Origin of the sequence: Halorussus sp. AFM4 (assembly GCF_051194995.1) — an archaeon.
Lineage (GTDB): Archaea > Halobacteriota > Halobacteria > Halobacteriales > Haladaptataceae > Halorussus.
Window position 1 is genome coordinate 1139965 of record NZ_JBNTJT010000001.1, and the last position, 23663, is coordinate 1163627.

Consider the following 23663-nt stretch of genomic DNA (forward strand, 5'->3'; position numbering starts at 1 on the left):
ACCGCGCGTCGGTCCGGGCGGCCGGCCTCACGGGAACTGCTCGTCGGGGTCGCCGGACTCGCCAGACGCCCCGCCGAGCGCGCCGACGCGGAGCGACTCCGGGCCGTGGCGGACCACGACCCCAGCGAGGTTGGCGGCGAAGACGGCGAACCCGAGGGTCGCGGCGACGCCGCCGGCGAGGCGGGCGGACCCGGACCCCCAGACCTCGCCGGCGAGCAGCAGGCCGACTCCCCCGAGCGTGAGCCAGAAGTCGACGGCGGCGAGGCGGTCGTCGTAGAGGTCGTCGATCGTGGGCACCGGCTCCAGGCCCACGCGGTCGCTGTACCGCCGGACCCAGACGATGAACGGGACGACGTGGTAGAGCGTGCCCAGCACCACGAACCCGACCGCGCCGGCCGCGAGCAGGTGGCCCGCGGCGGGGTGGCCGAAGGTGGCGGCGGGGTCGGTGGGGTCGGCGAGCCACGCCGGGGCCGCCGCGAGCGCCCACGCCGGGAGGGCGAGCGCGACCACCGCGTACCGCGACAGCATCGGGGTCCGCTCGACCCGGGTCTCGCGGAGCTTCCGGGCGAGCACCGCGGCGAACGCGAGCAGGCCGACCAGCACCGCGGCCGCGCCCAGGCGGGCCAGCCAGACGTGGTCGATCAACCGGCCGGCGGCGAGGACGAGGACGCCGGCCGGGTAGGTCCGCTCCTCGACCCGCCGGAGGGTCTCGTCGACGGCGTGCAGCTCGGTCTGGGTGAACATCGTCGCCAGCTGGTAGAGCGCGCCGAGCACGGTCGTGAGGACGATCCCGAACACCGCGAGCGTGGCGTGGGCCGCGACGACCCGCGGGCGAGCCAGCCCCGCCGGCGCCAGCGTCGGCCGGACGAAGTCGAGCGCGAGCAGGAGGCCGAGCGCCGTGACCGGCAGGACGTAGCCGAGCGCGAGCGCGAAGTGGCGCTCGGTCGGGTCGAGCGCGGGGCCGGCGCCGTCGCCCGCGTCGGCGTCGTCCGGGGTCGCCGCCCGCCATAGCGTCCGGCCGACGTTGTAGACGAACGTCCAGAACCCCGCGAGCATCGCGGCGCCGGCGACCGGCAGCCAGTCGAGCCGGCCCGCCAGCAGCAGGCCCGCGAACCCCGCGACCCCGCCGGCCACCAGCCCGAGCTGCGCGACCGCGAGCCGGCGGGAGTGGAGGTCGACGCCCGACCAGACCGGGACGAACTGGGTCATCGCGCCCAGGATGGTGAGACAGACCCACCCGACGAGCAGGAGGTGGACGTGGGCGGGCCGGGCCAGACCGGGCGCGCGACCGACCGCGCCCAGGACGCCGAGCGCCGCGCCCGCCAGCAGGAAGCCGAACCCCGCGAGGAAGTGCGCGAGCGGGATCGCCATCGGCGGGCCGCGGTCGGCGTCGACCCCGGCGGGGACGCTCATCGCGGCCGGATCTCCACCCGCCACTCGCCCGGCTCGACCCGCTCGGTCTCGTGGTCGAACCCGCGCCGGTCGAGCACCGCGTAGAGCGGTTCGGGCTCGAAGCCGTTGTACAGCACCAGCGTCTCGTCGTCGCCGAGGTCGTCGAGCGCCGCCGAGATGGCGCCGAACGGCTCGCCGTCCACCTCGCGGGCGTCGAGTTCGCGGACGGTCGGGTCCGCGGCGTCGGTCGAGTCGGTCGCGCCCTCTGCGGGGGCGGAATCGCGCGCGGTCATGGACGGAACTCCGGTCGGTTCGGGCCTATCGGTTGTCCCGACCATGTTCGACGGGCAGCTCGGGCGGTCGACCGGGACCCCGCGCTCGAATCCAGACAGCGCTTGCATTCCTGTGAATCCGGGTTAAGTGTTGATGATTGGGCCGTCGATACTCAACTCACGGAATATCTAAGCAGTGCACCGACGCCGTTGAACGTTTCAGCAAACTGCGCCCCTCGCTCAGTTTCGGTCGAGACAACGCACGTGTCGCCACCTTGCTGATCTACTCCTTTCTGAATCTCCCTTCGGCGGTTTTGTGGGATCTCGGTAGAAAGGATCGCGGTATCCACAGCTCCGTATTCAATGGCTTTCTCCACTTCATCAACGCCATATGCGACAGTATCTCCGTCACGAAGGCGTTTGAAGAATTCATCAAGGACTTCCCACTCTTCTTGGCGTTCAGCATCCAGAATCTGAGACTCTGCCTTTTCAACGAGTTGGTTCAGACCCTGAACGTTACCGTATTCAACGGAGTAAGTCCCGAGAACTCTATCTTGGAGCCTATAATCGAGATAATCGCCGTTCACGAACTCCTTCACGGTAGCCAACGTCCCGCCGACAGCAACACCAGTAACGATTTCATCACCAGCCGCCAGCCCATCGTTTGCGATAGTGGCTACCTTCTGGAAAAATTCGTGTTTCTGCCGCTCTCGCTCTCGCTTGAACCGTTGGGCAGACTGTCCGCCAGCGCGCGTTTTCCCCATCACTTGACTCTCAAGTGTGCGAATTGGGATAATACGATCTCCGACTAATCGGCCGACAGCTGCGCCTCCGCGCTCGACTACTATCAGACCAAAGGTATCATCGGGCGTGGTTGCATCTATCAGCGCGGTTAAGTCGAAGTGGTCGTCACACCTGTAAGTTGACTCGGAGACCGGTTCCGGGAGATCGTCGAATGCGTATGACGTGAGTTCGCCACCGATGACGCCAGCATAGACAACTATCCCGTTCTCGGGTGTTCTCGCGTAATTCCGGAGAATGCGCTGGATTCGGCTAAGGGCCTGCTGGACCCGCTCTCTCGTTTTGTCCGATTTGATGTTCTCTGCACCGGCGTATTCTTGCTGCACTCGCTCCCGAATAGACGCGAGAGATTTGTCTGGTGGGACAGTAATCGTGACGAGTTCTGTCCCTTCGCCTTCGAGTGATTCGAGTTGGTCGATCTGTTCGCGGAGGTCGTATGCTTGTGACATTGTATGCTGGTAGCTTGGTGATTTGCGAGCAACGCGCAACCGTGAGGCGCAACGGCCTCAGCTACCAGCTACGGAAAGATAGCGAAGGAACTCAGGAAGCGACCAATCCGGCCGAAACCGCGCTTCGGTCGGCGCATACTACCGTTTAGCGAGGCGACTTTAAAAAACATTACTCCCCGTCATCCCATCGACGTGGAATAGGGTGCCGAGTGAATATCACAACCCAATCACGTTTGGCAAAACAAGGCCAAATGAAATCAACTGTCTGATACGTGAAGTGGTGTATGTTTTCCATTAATTGCGTGTGTAACTATTCAAGGATTCTCGCGTGCTGTTAAAGCTCGAACCGGGCGAGGCGGCCGGTCGCGATAGTCCGCGACTACGCCGGGTTAGCCTCTCAACTACAAAGGCGGTAGGGGTAGTCGAAACGCCCACGATGTCGAGGGGAGAGCACACCAGGCGCGCGTTCCTGCGAGGGGGGCTGGCGGCCGGGGCCGCGACGCTCTCGGTCGGCCGGGTCGCGGCGGGCGAACCGACCCGCGTCCTGACGTTCGAGAGCGAGGGCGGGGGCCTCGGCGGCTACAAGTTCACGGCGAGCGGTCGGATCGAGCAGGTCGACCGGGGCGACACGGTCGACCGCGACTGGGCGCGGGGGTACCTCGGGCCGGTCCGGGGCGTCGACACGTTCCGGTACGCGGGGGAGCTGACCGGCCTCACCGTCGCCGGCCCCGTCGCGGTGTACCGGGACGGCGACCCGCTGGACCGCGACGCGGTCGACCAGACGCCCGGCTCGATCCAGCTGCAGTTCGCGGACACGCCGCCGACCGGCAACGTCGTCCGGATCGAGGGCGGCGGCGGACGGCCGAGCGTCTACGAGTTCCGCGCGTCGGGCGCGGTCGAGCAGCGCGACGCCGGCGACGAGGTCGACGACGGCCACGCGGTCGGCCACGTCGGCGCGCGCCGCGGCACCGACGTCTTCGAGTACGCGGGCGACATCGAGGAGTTCCGGTTCGTCGGTCCGGGCCGGGTCGTACACAACGACACCGTCCACGAGACCGTCTACGACTGACGGCGCCGTCTCGGTGCGCTGCGCCGAGGCGCCGCTGGCGGTCCGGCGGGCGAGCGGGAACCGGCGAACGCCGGGTGGCCGCGACACCGAACACGTTCGCCCGCCGTTTTCAGCTCGCGGGAATCATGGCCACCGCCATTTATGTAGCCCCCGAAGTCGGGAACGAGATGGACCGAGATACCCTCGACCGACGGACGGTGCTGAAGACGATGGCCGCCGGCGCGGCGACCGCCGCCATCGCGGGCTGTTCGAGCAGCGGCGGCGACGGCGGCGGATCGGGCGGCGAAGACGCGACGACGGGCGGCTCCGGCGGGAGCGGCGACGGTGGCGGGAGCAACTCCGTCAGCTTCGACGGCTGGTTCGACAACACCTCGAACTTCGACGGCGTCGTGGACAAGACCGGCCAGTCGGAGGTGACCGTGAAGGTCGGCGCGAAGGGCAACGGCGGCAACTTCGCGTTCGCGCCAGCCGCGGTCAAGGTCTCGACCGGCACCAAGGTGGTCTGGGAGTGGACCGGCAAGGGGAGCCTCCACAACGTCGTCGCGGACGGCGGCGCCTTCGAGAGCGAGCAGACCCAGAAGGAGGGGTTCACCTTCTCGCACACGTTCGACAGCGCCGGCACCTACAAGTACTACTGCACGCCCCACAAGCCGATGGGCATGAAGGGCGCGGTCGTCGTGGAGTGAGCCCATGTCGAAGCCAGCGAGTCGCTCGGCCGGCCCGCCCCGCCGGGTCGACACCGACGAGCGGCCGTTCGTGCTCGTCTGGGAGCTGACCCGGGCCTGCGACCTGACCTGCGAGCACTGCCGGGCCGACGCCCAGCCAGACCGCCACCCCGACGAGCTCACCACCGCCGAGGCGAAGGCGCTGCTCGACCGGACCGCCGAGTTCGGCGAGAACCAGCTGGTGGTGTTCTCGGGCGGCGACCCCCTCAAGCGCGACGACGCGGTCGAACTGGTGGAGTACGGCACCGACGCCGGCCTCCACGTCACGATGACGCCCAGCGGGACCGCCTCGCTGACCCGGGAGGCGGTCGGCGACCTGGCGGACGCGGGCCTGCGCCGGATGGCGGTCAGCGTCGACGGTGCGACAGCCGAGCGCCACGACGCGTTCCGGGGCGAGGCGGGGAGCTTCCGGGAGACGGTGTCGGCCGCCCAGGCCGCCGCCGACGCGGGGCTGCCCCTCCAGGTCAACACCACGGTGTGCCGCCAGACCGTCGCCGACCTGCCGGCCGTCGCCGACCTGGTGGCCGACCTCGGCGCGGTGCTCTGGAGCGTCTTCTTCCTCGTGCCGGTTGGCCGGGGCGCGGCGCTCGACCCCATCGGCCCCGACCGGGCCGAGCGCGTGATGGAGTGGCTGGTCGAGCAGCGCGAGGAGTGGCCCTTCGGCGTCAAGACGACCGAGGCGCCCCACTACCGCCGGGTCGCGGTCCAGAAGACCGAGGCGACGCCCGACCGACAGATGGGCATCACCGCGGGCGACGGCTTCGCCTTCGTGAGCCACGTCGGCGAGGTGTACCCCTCGGGGTTCCTGCCCGAGTCGGCGGGCAACGTCCGGGACCGGAGCGTCGTCGACATCTACCGGAACGCCGACCTGTTCGAGCAGTTGCGGGACCCCGACGCGCTCCGCGGCAAGTGCGGGGCCTGCCCTTACCGGAACGTCTGCGGGGGCAGTCGCTCCCGGGCCTACGCCACGACCGGTGACCCGCTCGAAGCCGACCCGCTCTGCTCGTTCGTCCCCGAGGGCTACGACGGCCCGCTCCCGGGGGACGACCCCGGACGGGACGGCGCCGCAGAGCGGACCGACGTCGAACCGGACCGGATCGCCGACTCGCCGTGAGCCGACCGCGATGAACCGACCATGAACGCCGCGAACGCCGAGGCGGTCGACTCGGGCGACGGTGACGAGACGGCCCGGGGGCCGCAGCGGGACGCCGCCTCCGACCCCGATTCCGACTCCGAAGCGGCGGTGGCCGAACAGCTCCGCGACCGGGCCGAGCGCGTCCGGCGCCGCGAGCTCGACACCGCCCTGAGTCGGCTGGCGGTAGACGGCGAAGTGACCCCCGCGGAGCGCGAAGCCGCGGCCGCCCTCGCTGCCGGCGTCACCGACGCGCTGGTCGAGCGGTGGATCTCGCGGCTGGCCGACAGCGCGGCGGACCCCGAGATCGCCCGTTCCCTGTTCGCCGAGGGGACGCCCGAACGCGTTCGGGAGGAGGGGTAACGATGCGGGGTCCGAAGGTGCGACCATGAGCGTCGGTATCGTCGGCGGCGGCGTCACCGGGCTGGCGACACACCACTACCTCCGCGAGGCGGGCGTCGAGAGCGTCGTCTTCGAGGCCGACGGCGAGCCCGGCGGGGTGATCCGGAGCCGGACGGTCGAGGGCCGCGTGCTCGACCTCGGCCCGCAGCGCACCCGCCTGACGCCGAGCATCCGGGAGCTGATCGAGGCGGTCGGCCTCGACTCCGAGCTCCGGGAGGCCGACGACCCGCCGCTGTACGTCTACCACCACGGGAAGCTCCGGCGGGTGCCACAGACCCCGCGGGAGGCGGTGACGACCGACCTGCTCTCGTGGCGCGGGAAGCTCCGGGCGCTGGCCGAACCCCTGACGGACTCGGCCGAGGAGGGCGAGACCGTCGAGGAGTACCTGACCCGGAAGTTCGGGTCGGAGGTCGCGCGCTACTACTTCGGGCCGCTGTACGGCGGCATCTACGGCTCGCACCCCGGCGAGATGCCGGTCGAGCGCTCGCTGGCGAAGGCGCTCGCCGGGGCCGGCATCGAGGGGAGCGTGCTGATCTCGGTCGCCCGGAAGGTGCTGGCCGGCCGGGAGGCCCCGCCGATCGTCTCGTTCGACGACGGCCTCCAGCGGCTCCCGGAGGCGCTGGCCGAGGCCCACGCGGAGACCGTCCGGCTGGAGACGCCCGTCAGGGAGGTCCGGCGCGACGGGCCGGACGGTGAGCGTGCAGGCGAAGACTCGCAGTTCGTGGTCGAAACGCCCGACGGTGAGACCGTCGTCGACGAGCTGGTCGTGACCACGCCGGCGGACGTGACCGCCGACCTGCTCGCGGCCCTCGCGCCCGAGTCGGCGGCCGCGCTCCGGGAGCTCAACTACAACCCGCAGGCCGTGGTCCACCTCCACTCGGACGCCGACCTGACCGGCGCGGGCTACCAGGTCCAGTACGACGAGGCGTTCCGGACGCTGGGTGTGACGTGGAACGCCGGCCTGCTCGACCGCGACGGCGTCTACACCTGCTACCTCGGCGGGGCGCGCAACCCCGGGCTCGTCGACCGGAGCGACGACCGACTGGCGTCGGTGGCGGTCGCGGAGTTCGAGGAGATCACGGGCGCGTCGGCCCGACCGCTGTCGGTCCACCGGCTCCGGCGGGGGATGCCCGCCTACGACCGAAGTTGGTCCGCGCTCGACCGGGTGTCGACGCCCGAGGGCGTTCGGCTCGCCACGAACTACACCGCTCGGGCCGGTATTCCGGGCCGGATTCGGGAGGCGAAGCGGGTGGCCGGGGAGCTGGCCGACCGGAGGGGCAAGAGCACCGAGGCGTCGACCGCCACGGTGTGAGAGGTGGTCCGGACCGGGTGTGCCGGGCGACGCGCCGACAGACCGTCAGCAGTCGTACGACCGCGAGCCGTTCTCGACGGTGACCCGGCGGGTCGCGTTGGCGAGCACTGACTCGTCTGTGCGTACGCGGACTTCGACTCTCGCAGTGTCGCCGACCGAGAGCGTCTCGTCGTCCTCGAACACGCGGAACACGTCGTACGTCGTTCGTCCCGTCCGCGCGACGGGCTTCGCGACGGTCTCCCCGGTGCGGGCCAGGCGCACGACGACCCGCAGCCGGCGCTCGTCGACGGCGTCCCCGTACCCCTCCGGGACCGCGACGGCGGCGTCGCCGAACACGCCCGCCCGGTCGCCGGGCGTCCCGCTCGCGAGACACGTCCGGACCGTGCCGTTCCCGATGTCCGGGACGCCCGCCTCGTCGTTCAGCCGGACCGAGAAGTCGGCCTCGTCGACCGTGACGTTCTCGCGGGTGAGCTCGTCCGTAACGCCGCCGAACAGCGCCAGGGTGCCGACGCTGAACGCCGTCAGGAGGAGGAAGACGACGACGGAGGCGGGGCGCGGCGGCCAGTCGAGAAGCCAGGGCAGCACGTTCATGGAGGCTGTAGTTGATACTCCGAGGAGAGTGCAATAAAGGTACCAGACCGAGCCGCCCGACTACCCCTCGACGTACTCCTTGACGATCTTCTCCTCGACGCGATGGAGCGTCTCGCTGGCGGTCGACTTGGCCACGCCGGCGGTGTCGGCGAGCTCGGTCAGCGAGCACTCCCGCGGGGTGTCGTAGTACCCCTCCTCGACCGCGGTGTGGAGCAGCTCGCGCTGGCGGTCGGTCAGCAGGCTCTCGGAGTTGACCAGCTCCCGGACGTACTCGACGTCGAACGACATGCCGAACGCCTCCAGCTGGGCGGTGAACGCCGACAGCCGGTCGCGCGAGGCCGTGAGCTCGACCTCGGCGACGCCGTCCCGGATGGTGAACGGGAGTTCGAGCGGCAGGCCCGACTCCTGGACCGAGAACAGCAGCAGCGGCGCGGTGGTCTCGAACTCGACCAGCGCGGTCTCCTCGGAGGCCTGCTGGAGGTCGAGCCGGACGATGTCCTCGCGGTCGTCCATCGCGCCGACGACCGCCGGCAGGTCCGACGAGGTGATCTCCAGCAGGCCGACGCCGGTCTCCTCGGCCGGGAACGCCGCCAGCACCCGGAACTCGGCGTCGGGGTGGGCGGTCGACACCTCCGAGATCCAGACCTCCTCGGGGAGCGTGATGTGGAGCTTCGCGGTGGGCATCTCTAGGTGAACGGTCCGTTCGCATCCATCCATAAGTCTTCCCGAACATGTTCGGAGGTCGGCGGCAGCGCGCTCGGTCGACCGGCGAACTGGTTCGGGAGAACCTCCGTGGCGACGGGACGCGTCGGTTCGAGCATGCAGACGGACTACGCGGAGCGCGCCGTCGAGCGGACCAACGCCCCGAGCGACCGACCGACCGAAGTGCTCGACGTGCGGGAGCTCGGCCCGCCGGGGCCGCTGACCGAGACCCTCGAAACGCTGCCGGACCTCGCCGACGAGGCGGTCCTGGTCCAGGTCAACGACCGGGCGCCTCGGCACCTCTACCCTAAGCTCGGCGACAGGGGGTACGCGTACGAGACCGTCGCCGACGGGGACGCCACGCTGACGGCCATCTGGAGGCAGGCGGACGAGGAGGGGTGAGTCACGGGGTGCCGGGGCTGAGAGCGCGGGTCGAAACCGGGCGCGGTCACCGCATCGCGGCGAGGGCGACGTACGACCCCGCCTCTGCGGTGATCCACTCGGTCGCGAGCGTCTCGTCCGACGCCCCGCGGGGGTAGAGCGTGCACTCGTCGGGCCCGGACTCGCGCTCGACCACGACAGCGGTCAGGTCGGCGCCGCGGTCGGGCAGCGTCGGGGCGGTCGGCGGCGATTCGTCGTCGGTGTCGGTGGGCGCGGTGTTCGTCATGGGTGGAATGGGCCGGTCGTCCGGGATTCCGCCGGGTCCGTTCGCGGAGCGGTCGTCAGGGTCGGTTCTGTGGAGTCTTCCGTGCAGTGCTCGCGGCGGTCGTCGGGGCTGTACGCGGGCGGACGTCGGGGCTGTACGCGGCCAGTCGTCGGGGACTGCGGTCGCGACGGCCGCCGACTCAGTCGTCGGCGTCGGCGATGTCGACCGTCAGCACGGGCGCCGACGAGAGGGTGACGACCTTCTGGGAGACGCTGCCGAGCAGGTTGCGGGTCGGGTCCGAGCCGTGGGTCCCCATCACCACGAGGTCGACGTCGCGCTCGTCGGCGACCGCCAGGATCTCGTCGGCGGGGTTGCCCTCCCGGATCTCGGTGGTCACGTCGAGGGCGGCGCCGAACGCGCTGGCGGTCTCGTCGGTCGCGCGCTCGCCCTGCTCGCGGAGGCGGTCGGTCACGTCGGGCACGCGGTCGTCGTCGAGCGTCAGGAACGCCCGGTCGTCCACGACGTAGAGCACGTGGACGTCGGCGCCGCGGCGCTCGGCCACGTCGCGGGCGTGTTCGACCACCGTCTGCATCGCGTCGCTCCCGTCGGTCGGAAGCAGCACCGTATCGTACATTACGCCCGGTACTCGACGCCGGGGGACCATATACGTACCTGCGGTTCCCACCGAGTGAAAACGGCCGGGTCCGCTACCGCTGGCGCGGCTCCGCCGGGCGATTTTCAGCCCGCGGGAATCGGCTCCCCCTTATACCAGTCCGGGCGTCCAAGGTTCTCGTGTAGGAGGGACATCCGATGACCACAAACGCATCTGACCTCGGCACCGAGGCGAACGTCTTCGAGAGCGACGTCGCCGGCGTGACCGTCCGCGGGAAGGCCCACAGCCTGAGCGTGTGGTTCGTGCTCGCGCTCCGGCTCATGATGGGCTACGCCTTCCTCCACTCCGGGTGGAGCAAGCTGGCGGCCCCCGAGCCGTTCGACGCCGCGGGCTACCTGACCCACGTGCCGGCCGCCAGCCCGCTGTCCGGGCTGTTCCACTGGATGGGGACGACCCAGTGGTTCGTGGAGTTCGTCAACGTCGCGGTCCCGTGGGGCGAGTTCCTTATCGGGCTGGGGCTGCTCGTGGGCGCGCTGACCCGCATGGCGGCGTTCTTCGGCGCGTTCATGATGCTCCTGTTCTACTTCGGGAACTGGAGCGTCGAGCACGGGCTGGTCAACGGCGACTTCGCGTACATGCTCGTCTTCCTGGCCGTCGCGGCGTTCGGTGCCGGCCGCATCCTGGGGCTGGACGCCCTCGTCGAGCGGTACCGGCTGGACGGCGAACCGCTGGTCGAGCGGTACCCGCGGCTGCGGTACGTCCTCGGGTGATCGCCGGGGGCGTCCCGCGACGCTGCGGTCGGCACGAGCCGGGCTCCCCATCGGAGGAGTCGGCCCCGTAACAGGTTTTATTCCGGCCGAGCGAGTCGGACGACGCGTGACGGACACCGATACGCGCCGGGACCGCCCGGTGGAACTCGCCGAGTGCACGTGGGAGGAAGTCGAGGCGGCGCTGGACGCCGGCACCGACACGGCGGTGATCGCCGTCGGGTCGGTCGAGCAGCACGGTCCGCACCTCCCGCTGATAATGGACGCGCTCGCGGGCGACGAACTCGCGCGGCGCATCGCCGAGCGGCTCGGCGACGCGCTGGCCGCGCCGACGATTCGACCGGGCTGTTCGGGCCACCACATGGAGTTTCCCGGCACCATCACCGTGCCGGCCGAGACGCTGATGGACCTGGTCCGGTCGTACTGCCGGTCGCTCGACGCCCACGGCTTCGAGCACCTGGTACTGGTGCCGACCCACGGCGGGAACTTCGCCCCGGTCGACACCGTCGTTCCCGAGGTCGCGCGCGAGATCGACGCGAACGTGGTCGCGCTGACCGACCTGGAGGGGCTGATGGAACTGCAGAACGAGGGGCTGCGGGCCGCGGGCGTCGAGTACGAGGAACCGGTGGTCCACGCCGGCGCCGTCGAGACCGCCGTGGTGCTGGCGGTCGCCGAGGGGCTGGTCCGGACCGACCGCCTCGAGGTCGGCCGCGAGGGCGAGGTGTCGACCGCGCGGCTGCTCAGCGAAGGATTCGCGGCCATCACGGAGAACGGGGTGCTCGGCGACCCGCGCGAGGCGACCCCGGAGGCGGGAGAGGCGATCCTGGAGCGGATAACCGACGCCTACGTCGAACGCATCGAGAGCGCCCGAGAGGCGGTCTGAGCTAGTCGGCGTACAGCGAGTAGAGGATGATGGCGAACCCGACTGCGGTCAGCGCGCTCTCGACGACCAGCGCGACCTCGCCGGCGGTGACGAGCAGCCGGTCGACGACGCCCGCGAGCAGCGACCCGAGGGTGACGGTGCCGAACCCGAGCGCCAGCGCCCGGAGCGCCCTGGCCCCGGTCCGGCGGTACGCCTTGAACGCGAAGTAGGTGATGAGCCCGCCCAGCACCAGCGTCACCGTCTTGAGCGCGACGACGGTCGAGGTGACGTGGACCATCGTCAGGTCTCCTTGCGGACCTCGGCCCAGAGGCCCGCGAGCTGTTCGTCGGCCGAGCGGGTGGGCCGGCTGATCGACACCTCGAACCGGCGGCCCTCGTCGAGGAACACCGACACCTCCTCGAACGCCACGGTGTACTCGGAGGTGTGGTGCCCGTCGGTCCTGAGCGCGGTCCGCTCCGAGAGGATCGAGGCGTCGGTGAGTCGCTCGAGCTTCCGGTACGTCGTCGAGGTCGGGATGTCGCACTGGGTCGAGATCTCGCTTGCTGTCATGGGTTCGTCGAGTTGGCGGACGATGCGCCGGCAGTCGGGGTCGTCCAGGGCGTCGAGGACGGGCTGGAGGTCCGGGGCGTCCTCCGTCGCGAACGGGTCGCGGACCATCGGGTTGGACTCCTCCGGAGACGGACATAAACGGTTCGACTTCGGCGTCGAGCCCGGCCGCGTCGCGCGAAACTGACTGCAACGGTCTGCAACGAACACCCCAATGGTTATAGCCCGACTGCGTCCGGAGAGACGAGGAGACGTTGGTGCCTATCGAACTCCCCATGACCGAAACGCCGACGGTACTGATAGTCGACGACAACCGCCCGCTGGCGGACGGCTTCGCTCGCGCCCTCCCCGACGAGTACGACGTCGTGACCGCCTACACCGGCGAGCAGGCCCGCGAGTCGTTCCACGAGGGCGTCGACGCGGTGCTGCTGGACCGCCGGCTGCCGGACGTCTCGGGTGACGACATCCTCAGGGAGATCAGGGAGAGCGACTGCGACTGCCGGGTCGCGGTCGTCTCGGCCGACGAGCGTCCGCCCGACTTCGACTGCGACACCTACCTCACCAAGCCGCTGGCCGGGGCCGACGTCATCCGGGAGACGGTGGCCGACCTGCTCGACCTGGACGTCTCGGCCTGACCCGCCCCGCGGCGACGCGAAGCCTTTTGGTTCCGGTCGCAGTACGTCCCACCATGCGATTTGTTATCGTGGGTGCGGGCCGCGTCGGGCTCCGCACCGCCCGCATCCTCCAGGAGGAGGGCCACGAGGTGACCGTGGTCGACAACGACCCCGACAAGGCCGACCGCGCCCGCGAGGAGGGGTTCATGGTCGTCGAGGGCGACGGCGCCAGCGAGGACATCATCGAGCAGACCGACCCCGGGACCGCGGACGCGCTCGGCGGGCTGACCGGCGACCTCAACGTCAACTTCGCGGCGTGCATGATGGGCAAGCACTACGGCTGTCGGACGGTGCTGCGCATCGACGAGGACTACCGCGAGGACATCTACCACAAGTTCGCCGACGACGTCGACGAGGTGGTCTACCCCGAGCGGCTCGGCGCGGCGGGCGCGAAGACCGCGCTGCTGGGGGGCAACTTCAACGTCATCGCGGACCTGACCGAGCAGCTCCAGCTGACCACCGTGGTCGTGCCCGGCGACTCGCCGGTCGTGGGCCAGCAGGTGAGCGCGGTCGAGCTGCCCGAGGACGCCCGCATCTACGCCCACGGCCGGGCGCGCGAGCACATGACCATCCCGCTCCCGAACGCGACCATCGAGGCCGACGACCAGCTCGCGGTCATCGCCGACCGGTCGGCGCTGGCGGAGGTCCGCCGGCGGCTCCAGGGCGAGACGGCCGAACCCGCCGAGTGACGTACTGGGGTCTCCGGGCGCCTCCGCTGCGTTCTTCTGTTAGTATCAGCGCGTTCTGCGCGTCGAACCGGCGAGCTACCGGAAGAAATCGACCGAGGAGGGCAGCGGGTAGCGCGGGGTCAGTGGTGGGCACCCCGAAACGAGAACTTTCGTGGGAGGATTGGTGACACTGTGGCGAGAAGCCAACTCGCCGCCAGAGCCTCCGGCGTCGTCGGGATGCCGACCGGGAGACTGCTGCACGCTTCGCGCCCGAGCCGTCGGGCGCGTTTACTGCTTGGGCGGATTCGGACTTTGTTATGTGGCGGCTGTACCGATTGTACGACGGGGCTGCGCGCGGCCGGCTCGCGGTCAGCCGACGCCTACGCCGGGCGTAAGCGGTGGTTACCGGTCGATACTGCGGCGTGGCGCGGGACACCGGACGGTCACGACGAGCGGCGGAGCACACCGAAGGGGGAGTGGGAGAGGGTGTGGTGGTGTGCCGGGCGCGCGGTGGGGGAGGATGGGGGAGAGAGGCCGTCGATGCGCGCCCAGTCGGGGGTCTGGACGGCAATTACTTAAAAGTACGTCAGACGGACGGCGTCGGTATCGCACCGGGACCGCGACGCTCGCTTGCGACTTTGGCCGCCCCGCGCGCCGGGGTCGCGCCGCACTTGCCGACTCGCCTACCTTCAAGGGCGGGCGGACCGAGTCGGGGCGTATGGACGGAACCGGCGTGCCGCTCGTGACGCCATTCGACGAGGACGGCGAACTCGACGTCGAGCGCCTCCGCGACCTGGTCGCGTGGGTCGAGGACCGCGGCGTGGACTTCCTGGTGCCCTGCGGGTCGAACAGCGAGGCCGAACTGATGGGCGTCGAGGAGCGGGCCCGCGTGGTCGAGGTCGTCGCCGACGAGACCGACCTGCCCGTGCTGGCGGGGACGGGCCACCCGGGCCTGGCCGAGACGCTCCGCCAGACGGAGCTCGCCGCGGAGGCGGGCGCGGACGCCGCGCTGGTGGTGACGCCGTTCTACTACAGCCACGGCGAGGCAGCCGTCGAGGAGTACTACCGCGAGGTGGCCGACGAGAGCCCGATCCCGGTCTACCTCTACAGCGTGCCGGCCTACACCGACGTCAAGCTCTCGCCCGAGCTGGTCGGTCGGCTGGCCGCCCACGACAACGTCGCCGGGATGAAGGACTCCAGCGGCGACCTCGACACCTTCCAGCGCGAGCGCCGGCGGACCGCCGACGAGGAGTTCGACCTGTTCGTCGGCAGCGGCGGGGTCTACGCCCACGCGCTGGCCGCTGGCGCCGACGGCGGCGTGCTGGCGCTGGCGAACGTCGCCCCCGAGCGCGCCAGCGAGATCTACAAGCTCCACCAGGGCGGCGACGACGCCGCGGCCCGACAACTCAACGCCGAGCTGGTCGAGCTCAATCAGGCGGTCACCGCCAAGTACGGGGTCCCGGGCCTGAAGGCCGCGATGGCCGAGCGCGACGCCCCGGCCGGGTACCCCCGGAGTCCCCACCGCGAGGTCTCCGAGGACGTGCGCGCGACGGTCGCGGACCTGGTCGAGGACGCCACGCCGTAGGTCGGTAATCGGTTTGCGGCACAATTCTGGCAGGAACAGCGACCACTTGACGGACTAATTACTCTGCATACGCTCGATTAACCAAATTACCGGAGTGCGCCCGACGACACGTCCACCGTTTGGGTGGATTGAAAGGGGCCGCCCGGTCGCGTGCAGTTTAGTCGCCTCTGCGGGCCACTATCCGAGGCGAGCGAAGCGAGCCGAGGATATCCCGCAGAGTCGTTCGAAAATCGGAGATTTTCGTGATCACGAGAGAGCGGAGCTCTCTCGGACGACGACCGCGACCGGGCGGGGGCTTTCGGGGTCACGATAATCCCAAGTCAATCGACTGTCTCAGATTCTGCCGTAACTTACAGATAAACTAGACCGCTCCCAGAGACAAAATCCACCCGCTCAATCACTCTTCGACAGCGTCTGGAGCACCCCGTGGACGAACGGCCGGGGGTCGTCGAGCCGGAGGAAGTCGAACCTGGGCTGGCGGGCCATCGACTCGCCGATCTCCCAGGCGGTCTCCCGGAGCGAGGGGCGCTCGACGAACGGCGACTCGTCGCGGAGCACGCTGGCGACGTAGCCGAGTTCGCCGTACAGCAGGTGGCTGCCCACGCCGAGCTCGAAGTCGGGGTCGATCTCGTCGGTCCGGCCCCGCGACTGGAGCCAGTAGTAGTGCGGGAAGTCCGCGCCCGCCCGGACCGTCGAGGGCAGCGACTGCCACATCCGGGGGTTGATCTCGGTGAGGTAGTACTCGCCGGTCTCGGCGTGCTCCATGTACTCGATGCAGGCCAGCCCGTGCCAGTCGAGCTCCGCGAGCAGGTCGCGGGCCACCCGCTCGAGCTCCGGATCGTACGTCGACTCGCGGTACACCCCGCCGCCGCCGGTGTAGGAGTTGCCCCGGATCTGGCGGTGCTGGAAGGTGGCGACCGGTTCGCCCTCGTCGTACAGCCCCGCGAACATGTACTCGTCGCTCGACGGGACGTACTCCTGGACGATGGGCGCGTGGCCCATCTCGGCCAGCACCTCCTCGCGGTCGGGGACCTCGCCGGGCCGGACGTGGGTGACGCTGTTGACCTCCTCGGCTTCGGTCGGCCCGTGGGTGTCGACGTAGGCGTCGGCCAGCAGGTTGTAGCGGGACTTGATGACGTACTCGCCGTCCCAGTCGTCGACCGCTTCGAACCGGCGGGTGTCGGGGACCGGCACGCCCGCCGCCTCGGCCGCCTCGGCGAGCTTCACCCGGTCGTGGACCCGTTCCAGCGTCTCGATCGGCGGGACCTCCAGCGAGACGCGGTCGGCGAACTCCCCGCGGTACTTCGAGAGCACGTAGGCGTCGTACTCCCGGACGGGGATCACGGTCTTGACGTCCTCGCGGGCGGCGAGGGCGAGCAGCGCGTCCTTGTAGGCCACGAGGTTCTCCTCGGGGTCCGGCAGCGCGGCGGTCTCGTCGCAGAACCGCGAGGCGAAGACGGGGACGTGGTCGCGCTCGGAGGCCGCGACGGTGCCGATTCCGCGCCGGCCCAGCGACCGCAGACAGGGGTAGCTGTAGGGCGCGACGCCCGTGGGCACGAGGACCGACGGCGCGCCGTCGTTAGCCGGAGACATGGCCGGACGTTGGTCGCCGACGCGGTTTAGTATTGACAGGCAAACGAGGGCTGCAGCGGGAGTAGGCGGCCCCTTCGGCGCGTCGGGGCAACCTCCGGACGCGGAGTGTAGCCCGATGTTCTCGATCGTCTCGGACGCCGGACCGCGTCAGTCGACGGACGCCGGGGCGTTCCCCCGAGTCGGTGTCGTACAGCGGTTCGCGCCGCGCGAACCGCCCCGCCGTCGACCCGTGTCAGAGACAACGAGCGTTGCATAACCGTTATGTCAGGGGCGGTTGAACGACCGTTGTACCCATGGCGGAACAACGGACACGGAGACGGTTTCTGCAGGCGACCGGCGCGCTCGGTGTCGCCGGGCTCGCCGGCTGTACGGGCGGCGGTTCGACCGACCAGAACACGACCACCGGAGAGACGACGGCGGCCGGCGAGACGACGGGAACGGGGACCACCGAGTCCGGGGAGACGACCCGGACGCCGACCTCCGACTCGATGACCATCTTCCACGCCGGCAGCCTCGCGCCGCCGTTCAGCGCGGCAGAGCCGAAGTTCGAGAAGGAGTACGGCGTCACGGTCAACCGCGAGGCCAAGGGGTCGGTGGCCTCGACGAAGAAGATCACCACGCAGGGCCGGTCGGCCGACGTGCTGGGCGTCTCGGACTTCCGGCTCATCCGGGACCGCGTGATCCCAGAGTACGGCAGCTGGTACGCCATCTTCGCCACCAACGCGATGTCGCTGCAGTACCGCGAGGACTCGCCCGGCGCGGACGAGATCGGGCCCGACAACTGGTGGGAGGTCCTCTCGCGGGACGGCGTGACGGTCGGTCACGCCGACCCGGCCATCGACCCCGGCGGCTACCGGGCCGTCATGACCATCCAGCTGGGCAAGGAGAAGCTCGACGGCGAGCAGCTCTACGACCAGCAGACCTTCCAGGCCATCCGGGACAACATGACGGTTCCGACCGGGACCGAGACCAAGCTGGAGGGCCAGCTCAAGTCGGGGAAGCTCGACTACGCGCTCTACTACCGGTCCATCGCCTCCCAGTCGGGGATGCCCTACGTGGACCTCCAGCCCCACGTGGACCTCTCGAAGCTCACCCAGAAGTACGCCAAGCACTACGCCAAGGCGACGGTCGAGACCCAGGCCGGGACGTTCACGGGCGCGCCCATCGCCTACGGCATCACGGTCCCGAGCGTGGCCGAGGCGCCGGTCCGGGGCGCCCAGTGGGTCAAGTACATGATCACCGAGCCCGGCCGGAAGATACTGAAGAACAAGGGGCTCATCCCGAAGACGCCCGCCGTCGTCACGAAGGACGGCGACGTGCCCGAGCGCGTGGCGAAGCACGCGGAGGCAAAGACTTCAGTGGGTCCGCTGCAACTCTGAGCACGTGAGCACGGATACCGAGACTCGAGGCGGGGGCGACGCGCCCACGTCGCCACGACCGACCGAGGCGGCCGGGGTGCCGGGCAGCGTCGGGACCGGCACCGCCGTCCTCGCGTTCCTCGTCGTCCAGCTCGCGGCCTTCGCGGTCGCCTTCGGCGCGGGCTACCCCGGCGCGTACGCCGGGTTCGCGGTCCTCTCGGCCGGCGCCGTCGCGGCCTACCGCGAGCGCGGGGCGTTCGGCGTCCTGGCGGCGACGCTCGGCACGACCCTCCTCGTGGCGCTGGGCCTGCCCCTCCTGATGCTGGTCGCCCGGCAGGACCCGGCCCTCGTCGCGGAGATGGCGGCCGACCCCGCGGTCCAGCAGGCGCTGTACCTCTCGGTGTACGCGCCGCTGCTGGCGGCCGGCGCCAGCGTCGCGCTCGGAGTGCCGCTGGCGCTGGTGCTGGCCCGCGGCTTCCCCGGCCAGCAGCTGGTCGAGAGCCTCGTCGACCTCCCGCTCGTCGTGCCCCACAGCGTCGCCGGCCTCGCCATCCTGTTCGGCTTCGGGAAGGGCGGCGCGTTCGGCGGCGTGCAGTTCACGATCCCGGTCATCGACTTCACCTTCGAGTTCGCCGTCCTCCAGACGATGCTCGGGATGGTGCTGGCGATGACGTTCGTCTCGGCGCCGTTCGCGGTCAACGCGGCCCGCGAGGCGTTCGAGTCGGTGCCGACCCGGGTCGAGTGGGCCGCCCGCACGCTGGGCGCGAACCGGTTCGAGACGTTCCGGCGGGTGACCGCGCCGCTGGCGTGGCGCGGCGTGCTGACCGGCGGCGTGCTGGCGTGGGCCCGGGCGGTCTCGGAGTTCGGCGCGGTCGCCATCGTGGCCTACAGCGTCGAGTTCTTCTACCTGCCGGAGGGCGAGAGCCTCACCGCCCAGCACGCGCCCGTCTTCATCTACAACACCTACCTCTCGGCGGGCCTCGACCGGTCGGGGGCGGTCGCCACCCTGCTGCTGGCGCTGTCGGCGCTCATCTTCCTGCTGGTGCGCACGGTCGCCTACGACGAGGGAGGGTGGCCGTGAACCGGAGAAGTACAGGGGGTGGTCGGCCGTGACCCTGGACGTCTCGGTCACCGCCGCCTTCACCGCCGAGGGCGCCGACCGGTTCGAGGTGACCGCCGACCTCTCGGTCGCCGAGGGCGAGACCCTGGTCGTGCTCGGCCCGAGCGGGTCGGGCAAGAGCCTCCTGCTGGAGACGATCGCGGGGTTCCACGACCACGAGGGCCGGATCGCGCTCGGGGGTCGAGACCTGACCGACGCGCCGCCGGAGGACCGGGGCCTGGGCTTCGTCTTCCAGGACTACGCGCTGTTCCCCCACATGACGGTCCGGCAGAACGTCGCGTTCGGCCGGCGGTACCACGACACCCGCGACCCCGACGGGCTGCTGGCGGAGTTCGGCGTGGCCGACCTGGCCGAGCGCTACCCGCCGACCCTCTCGGGCGGGGAGGCCCAGCGGGTCGCGCTGGCCCGCGCGCTGGCGGTCCGGCCCGACGCCTTCCTGCTGGACGAACCCCTCTCGGCGCTCGACGTGCCGACCCGCCAGACGCTCCGGGAGGTGCTCGCGGACGTGCTGGCCGACCAGACCGCGGTGTACGTCACCCACAACCGGACCACGGCCCGGGCCGTCGCCGACCGGGTGGCGGTCATCCGCGACGGCGAGATCATCCAGACCGGCACGCCCGAGGCAGTCTTCGAGCGCCCCGGCTCGCCGTTCGTCGCGCGGTTCACGGGCGCGAACTGCCTCGAACTCGACGACGGCGCGCTCGCGGTGCCCGGCGGCCGCCTCGAACTCGACGGCGCGGGCGGGCCGAGAACGGGACGCGAGAGCGACGGGGACACCGGCGACGAAGAACCGCGGGGCGACGCCCGGACCGACGGCGAAGGGACCACCCACCTCGCGATCCGGCCCGAACACGTGGCGCTCGACCCCGCGGACCCGGACTTCGCGGCGCCGGTGACCCGGGTCGTCCGCGAGGACGGCCGCGACCGGGTCGCGCTCGACGTGGCGGGCCAGCGACTCGACGCCTACGTCGACGGGTCGCCCGCCAGCGGGACGTCGACCGGCGAATCCTCGGCCGGCGAGGACTTCCGGATCGCCGAGGGCTCTTCGGTCGGGGTCGCGCTCCCCCGGGACCGACTGACCGCGCTGTCCGAGTGACTGCGCCGTCTGACCGACCGCGCTGCTCGACCGACCGTCTCCCCAGATTGAAACTTCAGCCGCGCTGACCGTTCTGTCGCCCTGTCGGCGAGAAAATTACTTAGGGCCGGGTTCGAAACTCCCTCCCATGGCACGCGAACAGCGGGACGGGGTGGTACGGTGAGCATCGTCGGCGGGACGCTCGGGAAGGTGGCGGCGGTCCTGGCGGTCGGGATGGTGGTCTCGGCCGTCGGGGTCGGCGCCGCCCTCACGACGGGTGTCGTCAGCCTGCAGCCGCCGACGGTCGAGTCGGTCGACAACGAGTGGGGCGAGGTCACCAGCGAGCGGACGGGCATCCGGACCCGCCTCGTCGTGAACAACCCCAACGGGGTCGGCGTTCCGGGCGTGGCGACGGTGAAGTACGACGTGCTCATGAACGACGTGACCGTCGCCGAGGGGTCGAGCGGCCTCTCGCTGTCGCCCGGCCGGAACGAACTGACGCTCCGGACCCACATCGACAACGGTAAGATACCCGAGTGGTGGGCCAGCCACATCAACAACGGCGAGGAGACGACCCTCTCGGTCCGCCCGTCGGTGTCGGCGGTGTTCCTCTCGCGGGACCTGCCCGCCTTCGACCGGACGTTCGAGACGGACATGCTCTCGGCGTTCGACAGCGACGCCGAGCAGTCGGTCGAGGTGGGCGGCCGGACCCTGCTGACCGTCGCGGGCACCGACGCCTCCTGGGGGACGGCGACCGCGAACCGGACCCCGCTCCGGTTCTCGGCCACGGTCCGCAACCCCAACGGCGCGCCGATCACGTTCTCGAAGCTCGGCTACGAGGTGTCGATGAACGACGTGACCGTCGCCGCGGGCACCACCGAGGGCGGCGTCGAGATCCCCGCGAACGCGACCGACACTATCCGCGTCAACGCGACGCTGGACAACCGGAAGCTCGACGAGTGGTGGGTCAGCCACCTCCGGAACGACGAGACGACGACGCTCGACGTCTCGGTGTTCGCGATCGACGACACGGGGAACGAGACCCGTCGCGTCCCGCTGTCGTTCATGAGCGAGCGCGTCGTCTTCGAGACCGACGTGCTCGGCGGCGGAGAGGCGAGCACCCGGACCGTCGACACGGGCGAGGGCTTCGACTTCGCGCCGCCGACCGTCGAGTCGGTCGAGCGCGACTGGACCGCCACCGACTCGGGCACCCGGTTCTCCAGCACCGCGGTCGTGAACAACCCCAACGGCGCGAACTCGACGCTGTCGGACGTCGCGCTCGACGCCCGCTACCGGGTGTCGCTCAACGACGTGACGCTGGTCGAGGACCGCACCGAGGCGACGCTCGCGCCCGGCCGGACCGAACTCCGGTTCGGCGGGAACGTGAGCGACCGGACCATCAAGCGGTGGTGGATCAGCCACGTCGAGAACGGCGAGCGCACCGCCCTGACGACCGAGAGCCGGGCGGTCGCCGACCTCGGCTTCGCCAGGTTGCCGGTCGCGCTCCCCGCGGAGAACCGGACGTTCGAGACCGACATGCTCGGCGGGTTCGCGTCGGGCGACGAGGCGGTCTCGATCCGGGGGCGGACGGTCGCCCGGCTCCACGACGTGAACGCCACCTGGGGCGACGCCACGATGGCCCGGACGCCGATGGTCATCTCCGGCGCCGTCACCAACGAGCGCTCCCGGCCGCTGACCGTCGTGAAGTTCGGCTACGAGATCCGGGCCAACGACGTGGTGCTGGCCGACAACGAGAGCCGGGTCGGCACGACGGTCCCGGGCGGCGCGACCCGGAACATCGAGACCACGGGCTACCTGGACAACGACAAGATTCCGGCGTGGTGGGTCGGCCACCTCCAGCGCGGCGAGCAGACGGAGCTCGACGTCTCCTACTACGCCGTGGTCGAGTACCGCGGCCAGCAGAAGCGCGTCGCGCTCGACTCGATGAGCTACACGACCACCATCGAGACCGACGCCTTCGGCGAGCAGTAGGGCGGTCCCCGGACTCCTCTTGCCCGCTATCCGGTGACACACCGCCGGTACCGCTTTTACGGGACCGGCACACGTACTCGACATGACCGAGGTCCGTGAGCTCACGCCCGACGACGCGCCGGCACTGACCGCCCTCTACGAGGAGTACGAGTGGTGGGAGGACCGCGACGTCGAGGGCGTCCGCACCGCACTGGCCGAGACAGAGGTGGCGATCGGCGTCGAGGAGGGTGACGCCGAGAGCGAATGCGACCTGGTGGCCGCGGCGCGCGTGCTGACCGACTACGCCTACTACGCCACCGTCTTCGATGTCATCGTGGCCGCCGACCGCCGCGGCGAGGGCCTGGGCGAGACGCTGCTGGACGCGGTGGTCGACCACCCCGACCTCCAGTCGGTACCGGGCCTCTCGCTGCTCTGCCGGGAGGGCCTGGTCCCGTTCTACGAGTCGGTCGGCTTCGAGGTGTACGGGCGCGACGTGGAGGTCCCGGAGGGCGGCACCGAGGAACTGGTCCGGATGACCTACGCTCACGACGAGTCGTAGTTCCCGCGCCGGTCGGGCGACCGACCACGTCGGGGCGCACCATCGAAGCGGCCGGATTCGGGCAGACAAAACTGTTTTCAGCGCTTTCCGCTTACCAATCAGCAGGATGACCGAGGAATCGGAGTCGGCGGGCGCACACCGGCGGAGCAAGGTCGGGCGGGTGATCGCCGACCGGGAGCTCGACGGACTGGGCGAGGAGCTCGAGCGGTACTGGACCGGCGAGGGCGAGGAGCGCCGGAGCCTCAGGGAGCTGGCCGACTACTTCAACGAGCGGGTGCTCCGGTCGGCGATGGCCGACGCCGACATGGAGGTCCTCGACGGCGAGGTCGAGAACTTCTACGAGCTGCTGACCGACGACGACGTCACCGGCGGGATGCGCGTCCAGGCCGAGCGCCGGCTCGAACGCGGGGGCATCGACCCCGACCGGCTCACGCGGGACTTCGTCTCCCACCAGGCCGTCCACACCTACCTCACGAAGTACCGGGACGTCGAGCGCGAGACCGACGAGCCCGAGAGCAAGACCGACAAGGCCCGCCGGACCGTCGAGCAGCTGCGGAACCGCGTCCAGGCGGTCACCCGGACGTCGGTCGAGTCGCTCCGGAACGCGGGCGCCGTGTCCATCGGCGACTTCAGCGTGTTCGTCGACGTCAGGATCACGTGCAGCGACTGCCACTCCCAGTACACGATAAGCGAGCTCATCGACGAGGGCGGCTGTCAGTGCGACTGACGTTCGACACCGGGCCGGCGTGACGACGGCT

27 protein-coding genes are annotated in these 23663 nt (G+C 70.4%); 17 read left to right on the forward strand and 10 right to left on the reverse strand.

Translation table 11 applies throughout. From position 1 onward, the window contains the following. Positions 1-27: 27 nt before the first annotated feature. The 3 genes from ACQUQF_RS05935 to prf1 all read right to left on the reverse strand — a co-directional run bounded on the left by ACQUQF_RS05935 (position 28) and on the right by prf1 (position 2914). Positions 28-1413 carry a hypothetical protein gene (locus ACQUQF_RS05935; protein ID WP_435176730.1) on the reverse strand — a complete coding sequence of 462 codons (1386 nt, stop codon included), beginning with the start codon at positions 1411-1413 and terminating at the stop codon, positions 28-30. Next, positions 1410-1685, reverse strand: coding sequence for a DUF2249 domain-containing protein (locus tag ACQUQF_RS05940; RefSeq protein WP_435176732.1), 276 nt, complete (start codon positions 1683-1685; stop codon positions 1410-1412). The genes ACQUQF_RS05935 and ACQUQF_RS05940 overlap by 4 nt, the downstream gene beginning before the upstream one ends. A gap of 152 nt (positions 1686-1837) precedes the next feature. After that, positions 1838-2914, reverse strand: coding sequence for a peptide chain release factor aRF-1 (gene prf1 / locus ACQUQF_RS05945; RefSeq protein WP_435176734.1), 1077 nt, complete (start codon positions 2912-2914; stop codon positions 1838-1840). Between the two features lie 436 nt (positions 2915-3350). Here prf1 and ACQUQF_RS05950 point away from each other — a divergent pair, with 436 nt between their 5' ends. The 5 genes from ACQUQF_RS05950 (at position 3351) to hemG (ending at position 7554) form a co-directional block, all read left to right on the forward strand. Beyond that, a complete protein-coding gene (locus tag ACQUQF_RS05950; RefSeq protein ID WP_435176736.1) occupies positions 3351-3983 on the forward strand; it encodes a hypothetical protein in 633 nt (210 codons plus the stop codon). Positions 3984-4150: 167 nt separating this feature from the next. After that, complete coding sequence (locus tag ACQUQF_RS05955; protein ID WP_435176738.1) at positions 4151-4669, forward strand: halocyanin domain-containing protein; 519 nt, start codon at positions 4151-4153, stop codon at positions 4667-4669. A 4-nt stretch (positions 4670-4673) separates the two neighbouring features. Beyond that, complete coding sequence (locus ACQUQF_RS05960; protein WP_435176740.1) at positions 4674-5822, forward strand: radical SAM protein; 1149 nt, start codon at positions 4674-4676, stop codon at positions 5820-5822. A 21-nt stretch (positions 5823-5843) separates the two neighbouring features. Beyond that, positions 5844-6203, forward strand: a complete 360-nt coding sequence (locus tag ACQUQF_RS05965; protein ID WP_435176742.1) for a hypothetical protein — start codon at positions 5844-5846, stop codon at positions 6201-6203. A gap of 25 nt (positions 6204-6228) precedes the next feature. Beyond that, positions 6229-7554 carry a protoporphyrinogen oxidase gene (gene hemG / locus ACQUQF_RS05970; protein WP_435176744.1) on the forward strand — a complete coding sequence of 442 codons (1326 nt, stop codon included), beginning with the start codon at positions 6229-6231 and terminating at the stop codon, positions 7552-7554. A 45-nt stretch (positions 7555-7599) separates the two neighbouring features. Here the strand turns inward: hemG and ACQUQF_RS05975 are convergent, their stop codons facing one another. Both ACQUQF_RS05975 and ACQUQF_RS05980 read right to left on the reverse strand, forming a co-directional pair. Further along, complete coding sequence (locus ACQUQF_RS05975) at positions 7600-8145, reverse strand: hypothetical protein (protein WP_435176746.1); 546 nt, start codon at positions 8143-8145, stop codon at positions 7600-7602. A gap of 60 nt (positions 8146-8205) precedes the next feature. After that, positions 8206-8829, reverse strand: coding sequence for a helix-turn-helix domain-containing protein (locus ACQUQF_RS05980; protein ID WP_435176748.1), 624 nt, complete (start codon positions 8827-8829; stop codon positions 8206-8208). Between the two features lie 135 nt (positions 8830-8964). On the opposite strand from ACQUQF_RS05980, the gene ACQUQF_RS05985 reads away from it, so the two are divergent. Continuing rightward, positions 8965-9249 (forward strand): DUF2249 domain-containing protein, encoded by a 285-nt coding sequence (locus ACQUQF_RS05985; protein WP_435176750.1) that lies wholly within the window; start codon positions 8965-8967, stop codon positions 9247-9249. 46 nt (positions 9250-9295) lie between these two features. Here the strand turns inward: ACQUQF_RS05985 and ACQUQF_RS05990 are convergent, their stop codons facing one another. Together ACQUQF_RS05990 and ACQUQF_RS05995 are read right to left on the reverse strand one after the other, a co-directional pair. Further along, on the reverse strand, positions 9296-9514 hold the full coding sequence (locus ACQUQF_RS05990; protein ID WP_435176752.1) for a DUF7511 domain-containing protein: 219 nt from the start codon (positions 9512-9514) through the stop codon (positions 9296-9298). A gap of 178 nt (positions 9515-9692) precedes the next feature. Continuing rightward, complete coding sequence (locus tag ACQUQF_RS05995) at positions 9693-10127, reverse strand: universal stress protein (RefSeq protein ID WP_435176754.1); 435 nt, start codon at positions 10125-10127, stop codon at positions 9693-9695. Positions 10128-10303: 176 nt separating this feature from the next. Here ACQUQF_RS05995 and ACQUQF_RS06000 point away from each other — a divergent pair, with 176 nt between their 5' ends. Beyond that, positions 10304-10876: a DoxX family protein gene (locus ACQUQF_RS06000; protein ID WP_435176756.1), complete on the forward strand. Its 573-nt coding sequence runs from the start codon at positions 10304-10306 to the stop codon at positions 10874-10876. 106 nt (positions 10877-10982) lie between these two features. Further along, the gene (locus tag ACQUQF_RS06005) at positions 10983-11756 is read left to right on the forward strand and encodes a creatininase family protein (protein ID WP_435176758.1); all 774 of its coding nucleotides are present in this window, start codon (positions 10983-10985) and stop codon (positions 11754-11756) included. 1 nt (position 11757) lies between these two features. Here the strand turns inward: ACQUQF_RS06005 and ACQUQF_RS06010 are convergent, their stop codons facing one another. After that, on the reverse strand, positions 11758-12033 hold the full coding sequence (locus ACQUQF_RS06010) for a DUF7521 family protein (RefSeq protein ID WP_435176760.1): 276 nt from the start codon (positions 12031-12033) through the stop codon (positions 11758-11760). Positions 12034-12035: 2 nt separating this feature from the next. Next, a complete protein-coding gene (locus tag ACQUQF_RS06015; RefSeq protein ID WP_435176762.1) occupies positions 12036-12413 on the reverse strand; it encodes a helix-turn-helix domain-containing protein in 378 nt (125 codons plus the stop codon). A gap of 146 nt (positions 12414-12559) precedes the next feature. Here ACQUQF_RS06015 and ACQUQF_RS06020 point away from each other — a divergent pair, with 146 nt between their 5' ends. The 3 genes from ACQUQF_RS06020 to ACQUQF_RS06030 all read left to right on the forward strand — a co-directional run bounded on the left by ACQUQF_RS06020 (position 12560) and on the right by ACQUQF_RS06030 (position 15229). Further along, positions 12560-12937, forward strand: a complete 378-nt coding sequence (locus tag ACQUQF_RS06020; protein ID WP_435176764.1) for a response regulator — start codon at positions 12560-12562, stop codon at positions 12935-12937. Positions 12938-12990: 53 nt separating this feature from the next. Next, positions 12991-13665 (forward strand): potassium channel family protein, encoded by a 675-nt coding sequence (locus ACQUQF_RS06025; protein WP_435176766.1) that lies wholly within the window; start codon positions 12991-12993, stop codon positions 13663-13665. Between the two features lie 697 nt (positions 13666-14362). Next, entirely contained in the window at positions 14363-15229 is an 867-nt protein-coding gene (locus ACQUQF_RS06030) for a dihydrodipicolinate synthase family protein (protein WP_435176768.1), read from the forward strand. Positions 15230-15622: 393 nt separating this feature from the next. Here ACQUQF_RS06030 and ACQUQF_RS06035 read toward each other — a convergent pair whose 3' ends face one another. Beyond that, complete coding sequence (locus ACQUQF_RS06035) at positions 15623-16822, reverse strand: carboxylate--amine ligase (RefSeq protein WP_435176770.1); 1200 nt, start codon at positions 16820-16822, stop codon at positions 15623-15625. 293 nt (positions 16823-17115) lie between these two features. Here ACQUQF_RS06035 and ACQUQF_RS06040 point away from each other — a divergent pair, with 293 nt between their 5' ends. The 6 genes from ACQUQF_RS06040 to rdfA all read left to right on the forward strand — a co-directional run bounded on the left by ACQUQF_RS06040 (position 17116) and on the right by rdfA (position 23632). After that, positions 17116-18201 carry a substrate-binding domain-containing protein gene (locus tag ACQUQF_RS06040; RefSeq protein ID WP_435176772.1) on the forward strand — a complete coding sequence of 362 codons (1086 nt, stop codon included), beginning with the start codon at positions 17116-17118 and terminating at the stop codon, positions 18199-18201. Positions 18202-18205: 4 nt separating this feature from the next. Further along, positions 18206-19261: an ABC transporter permease gene (locus ACQUQF_RS06045; RefSeq protein WP_435176774.1), complete on the forward strand. Its 1056-nt coding sequence runs from the start codon at positions 18206-18208 to the stop codon at positions 19259-19261. A gap of 28 nt (positions 19262-19289) precedes the next feature. Next, a complete protein-coding gene (locus ACQUQF_RS06050) occupies positions 19290-20396 on the forward strand; it encodes an ABC transporter ATP-binding protein (RefSeq protein WP_435176776.1) in 1107 nt (368 codons plus the stop codon). 159 nt (positions 20397-20555) lie between these two features. Beyond that, the gene (locus tag ACQUQF_RS06055) at positions 20556-22367 is read left to right on the forward strand and encodes an LEA type 2 family protein (protein ID WP_435176778.1); all 1812 of its coding nucleotides are present in this window, start codon (positions 20556-20558) and stop codon (positions 22365-22367) included. An 82-nt stretch (positions 22368-22449) separates the two neighbouring features. Continuing rightward, positions 22450-22905 carry a GNAT family N-acetyltransferase gene (locus ACQUQF_RS06060; RefSeq protein WP_435176780.1) on the forward strand — a complete coding sequence of 152 codons (456 nt, stop codon included), beginning with the start codon at positions 22450-22452 and terminating at the stop codon, positions 22903-22905. A gap of 106 nt (positions 22906-23011) precedes the next feature. After that, positions 23012-23632, forward strand: a complete 621-nt coding sequence (gene rdfA, locus ACQUQF_RS06065; protein ID WP_435176782.1) for a rod-determining factor RdfA — start codon at positions 23012-23014, stop codon at positions 23630-23632. The last annotated feature ends 31 nt before the right edge of the window (positions 23633-23663 follow it).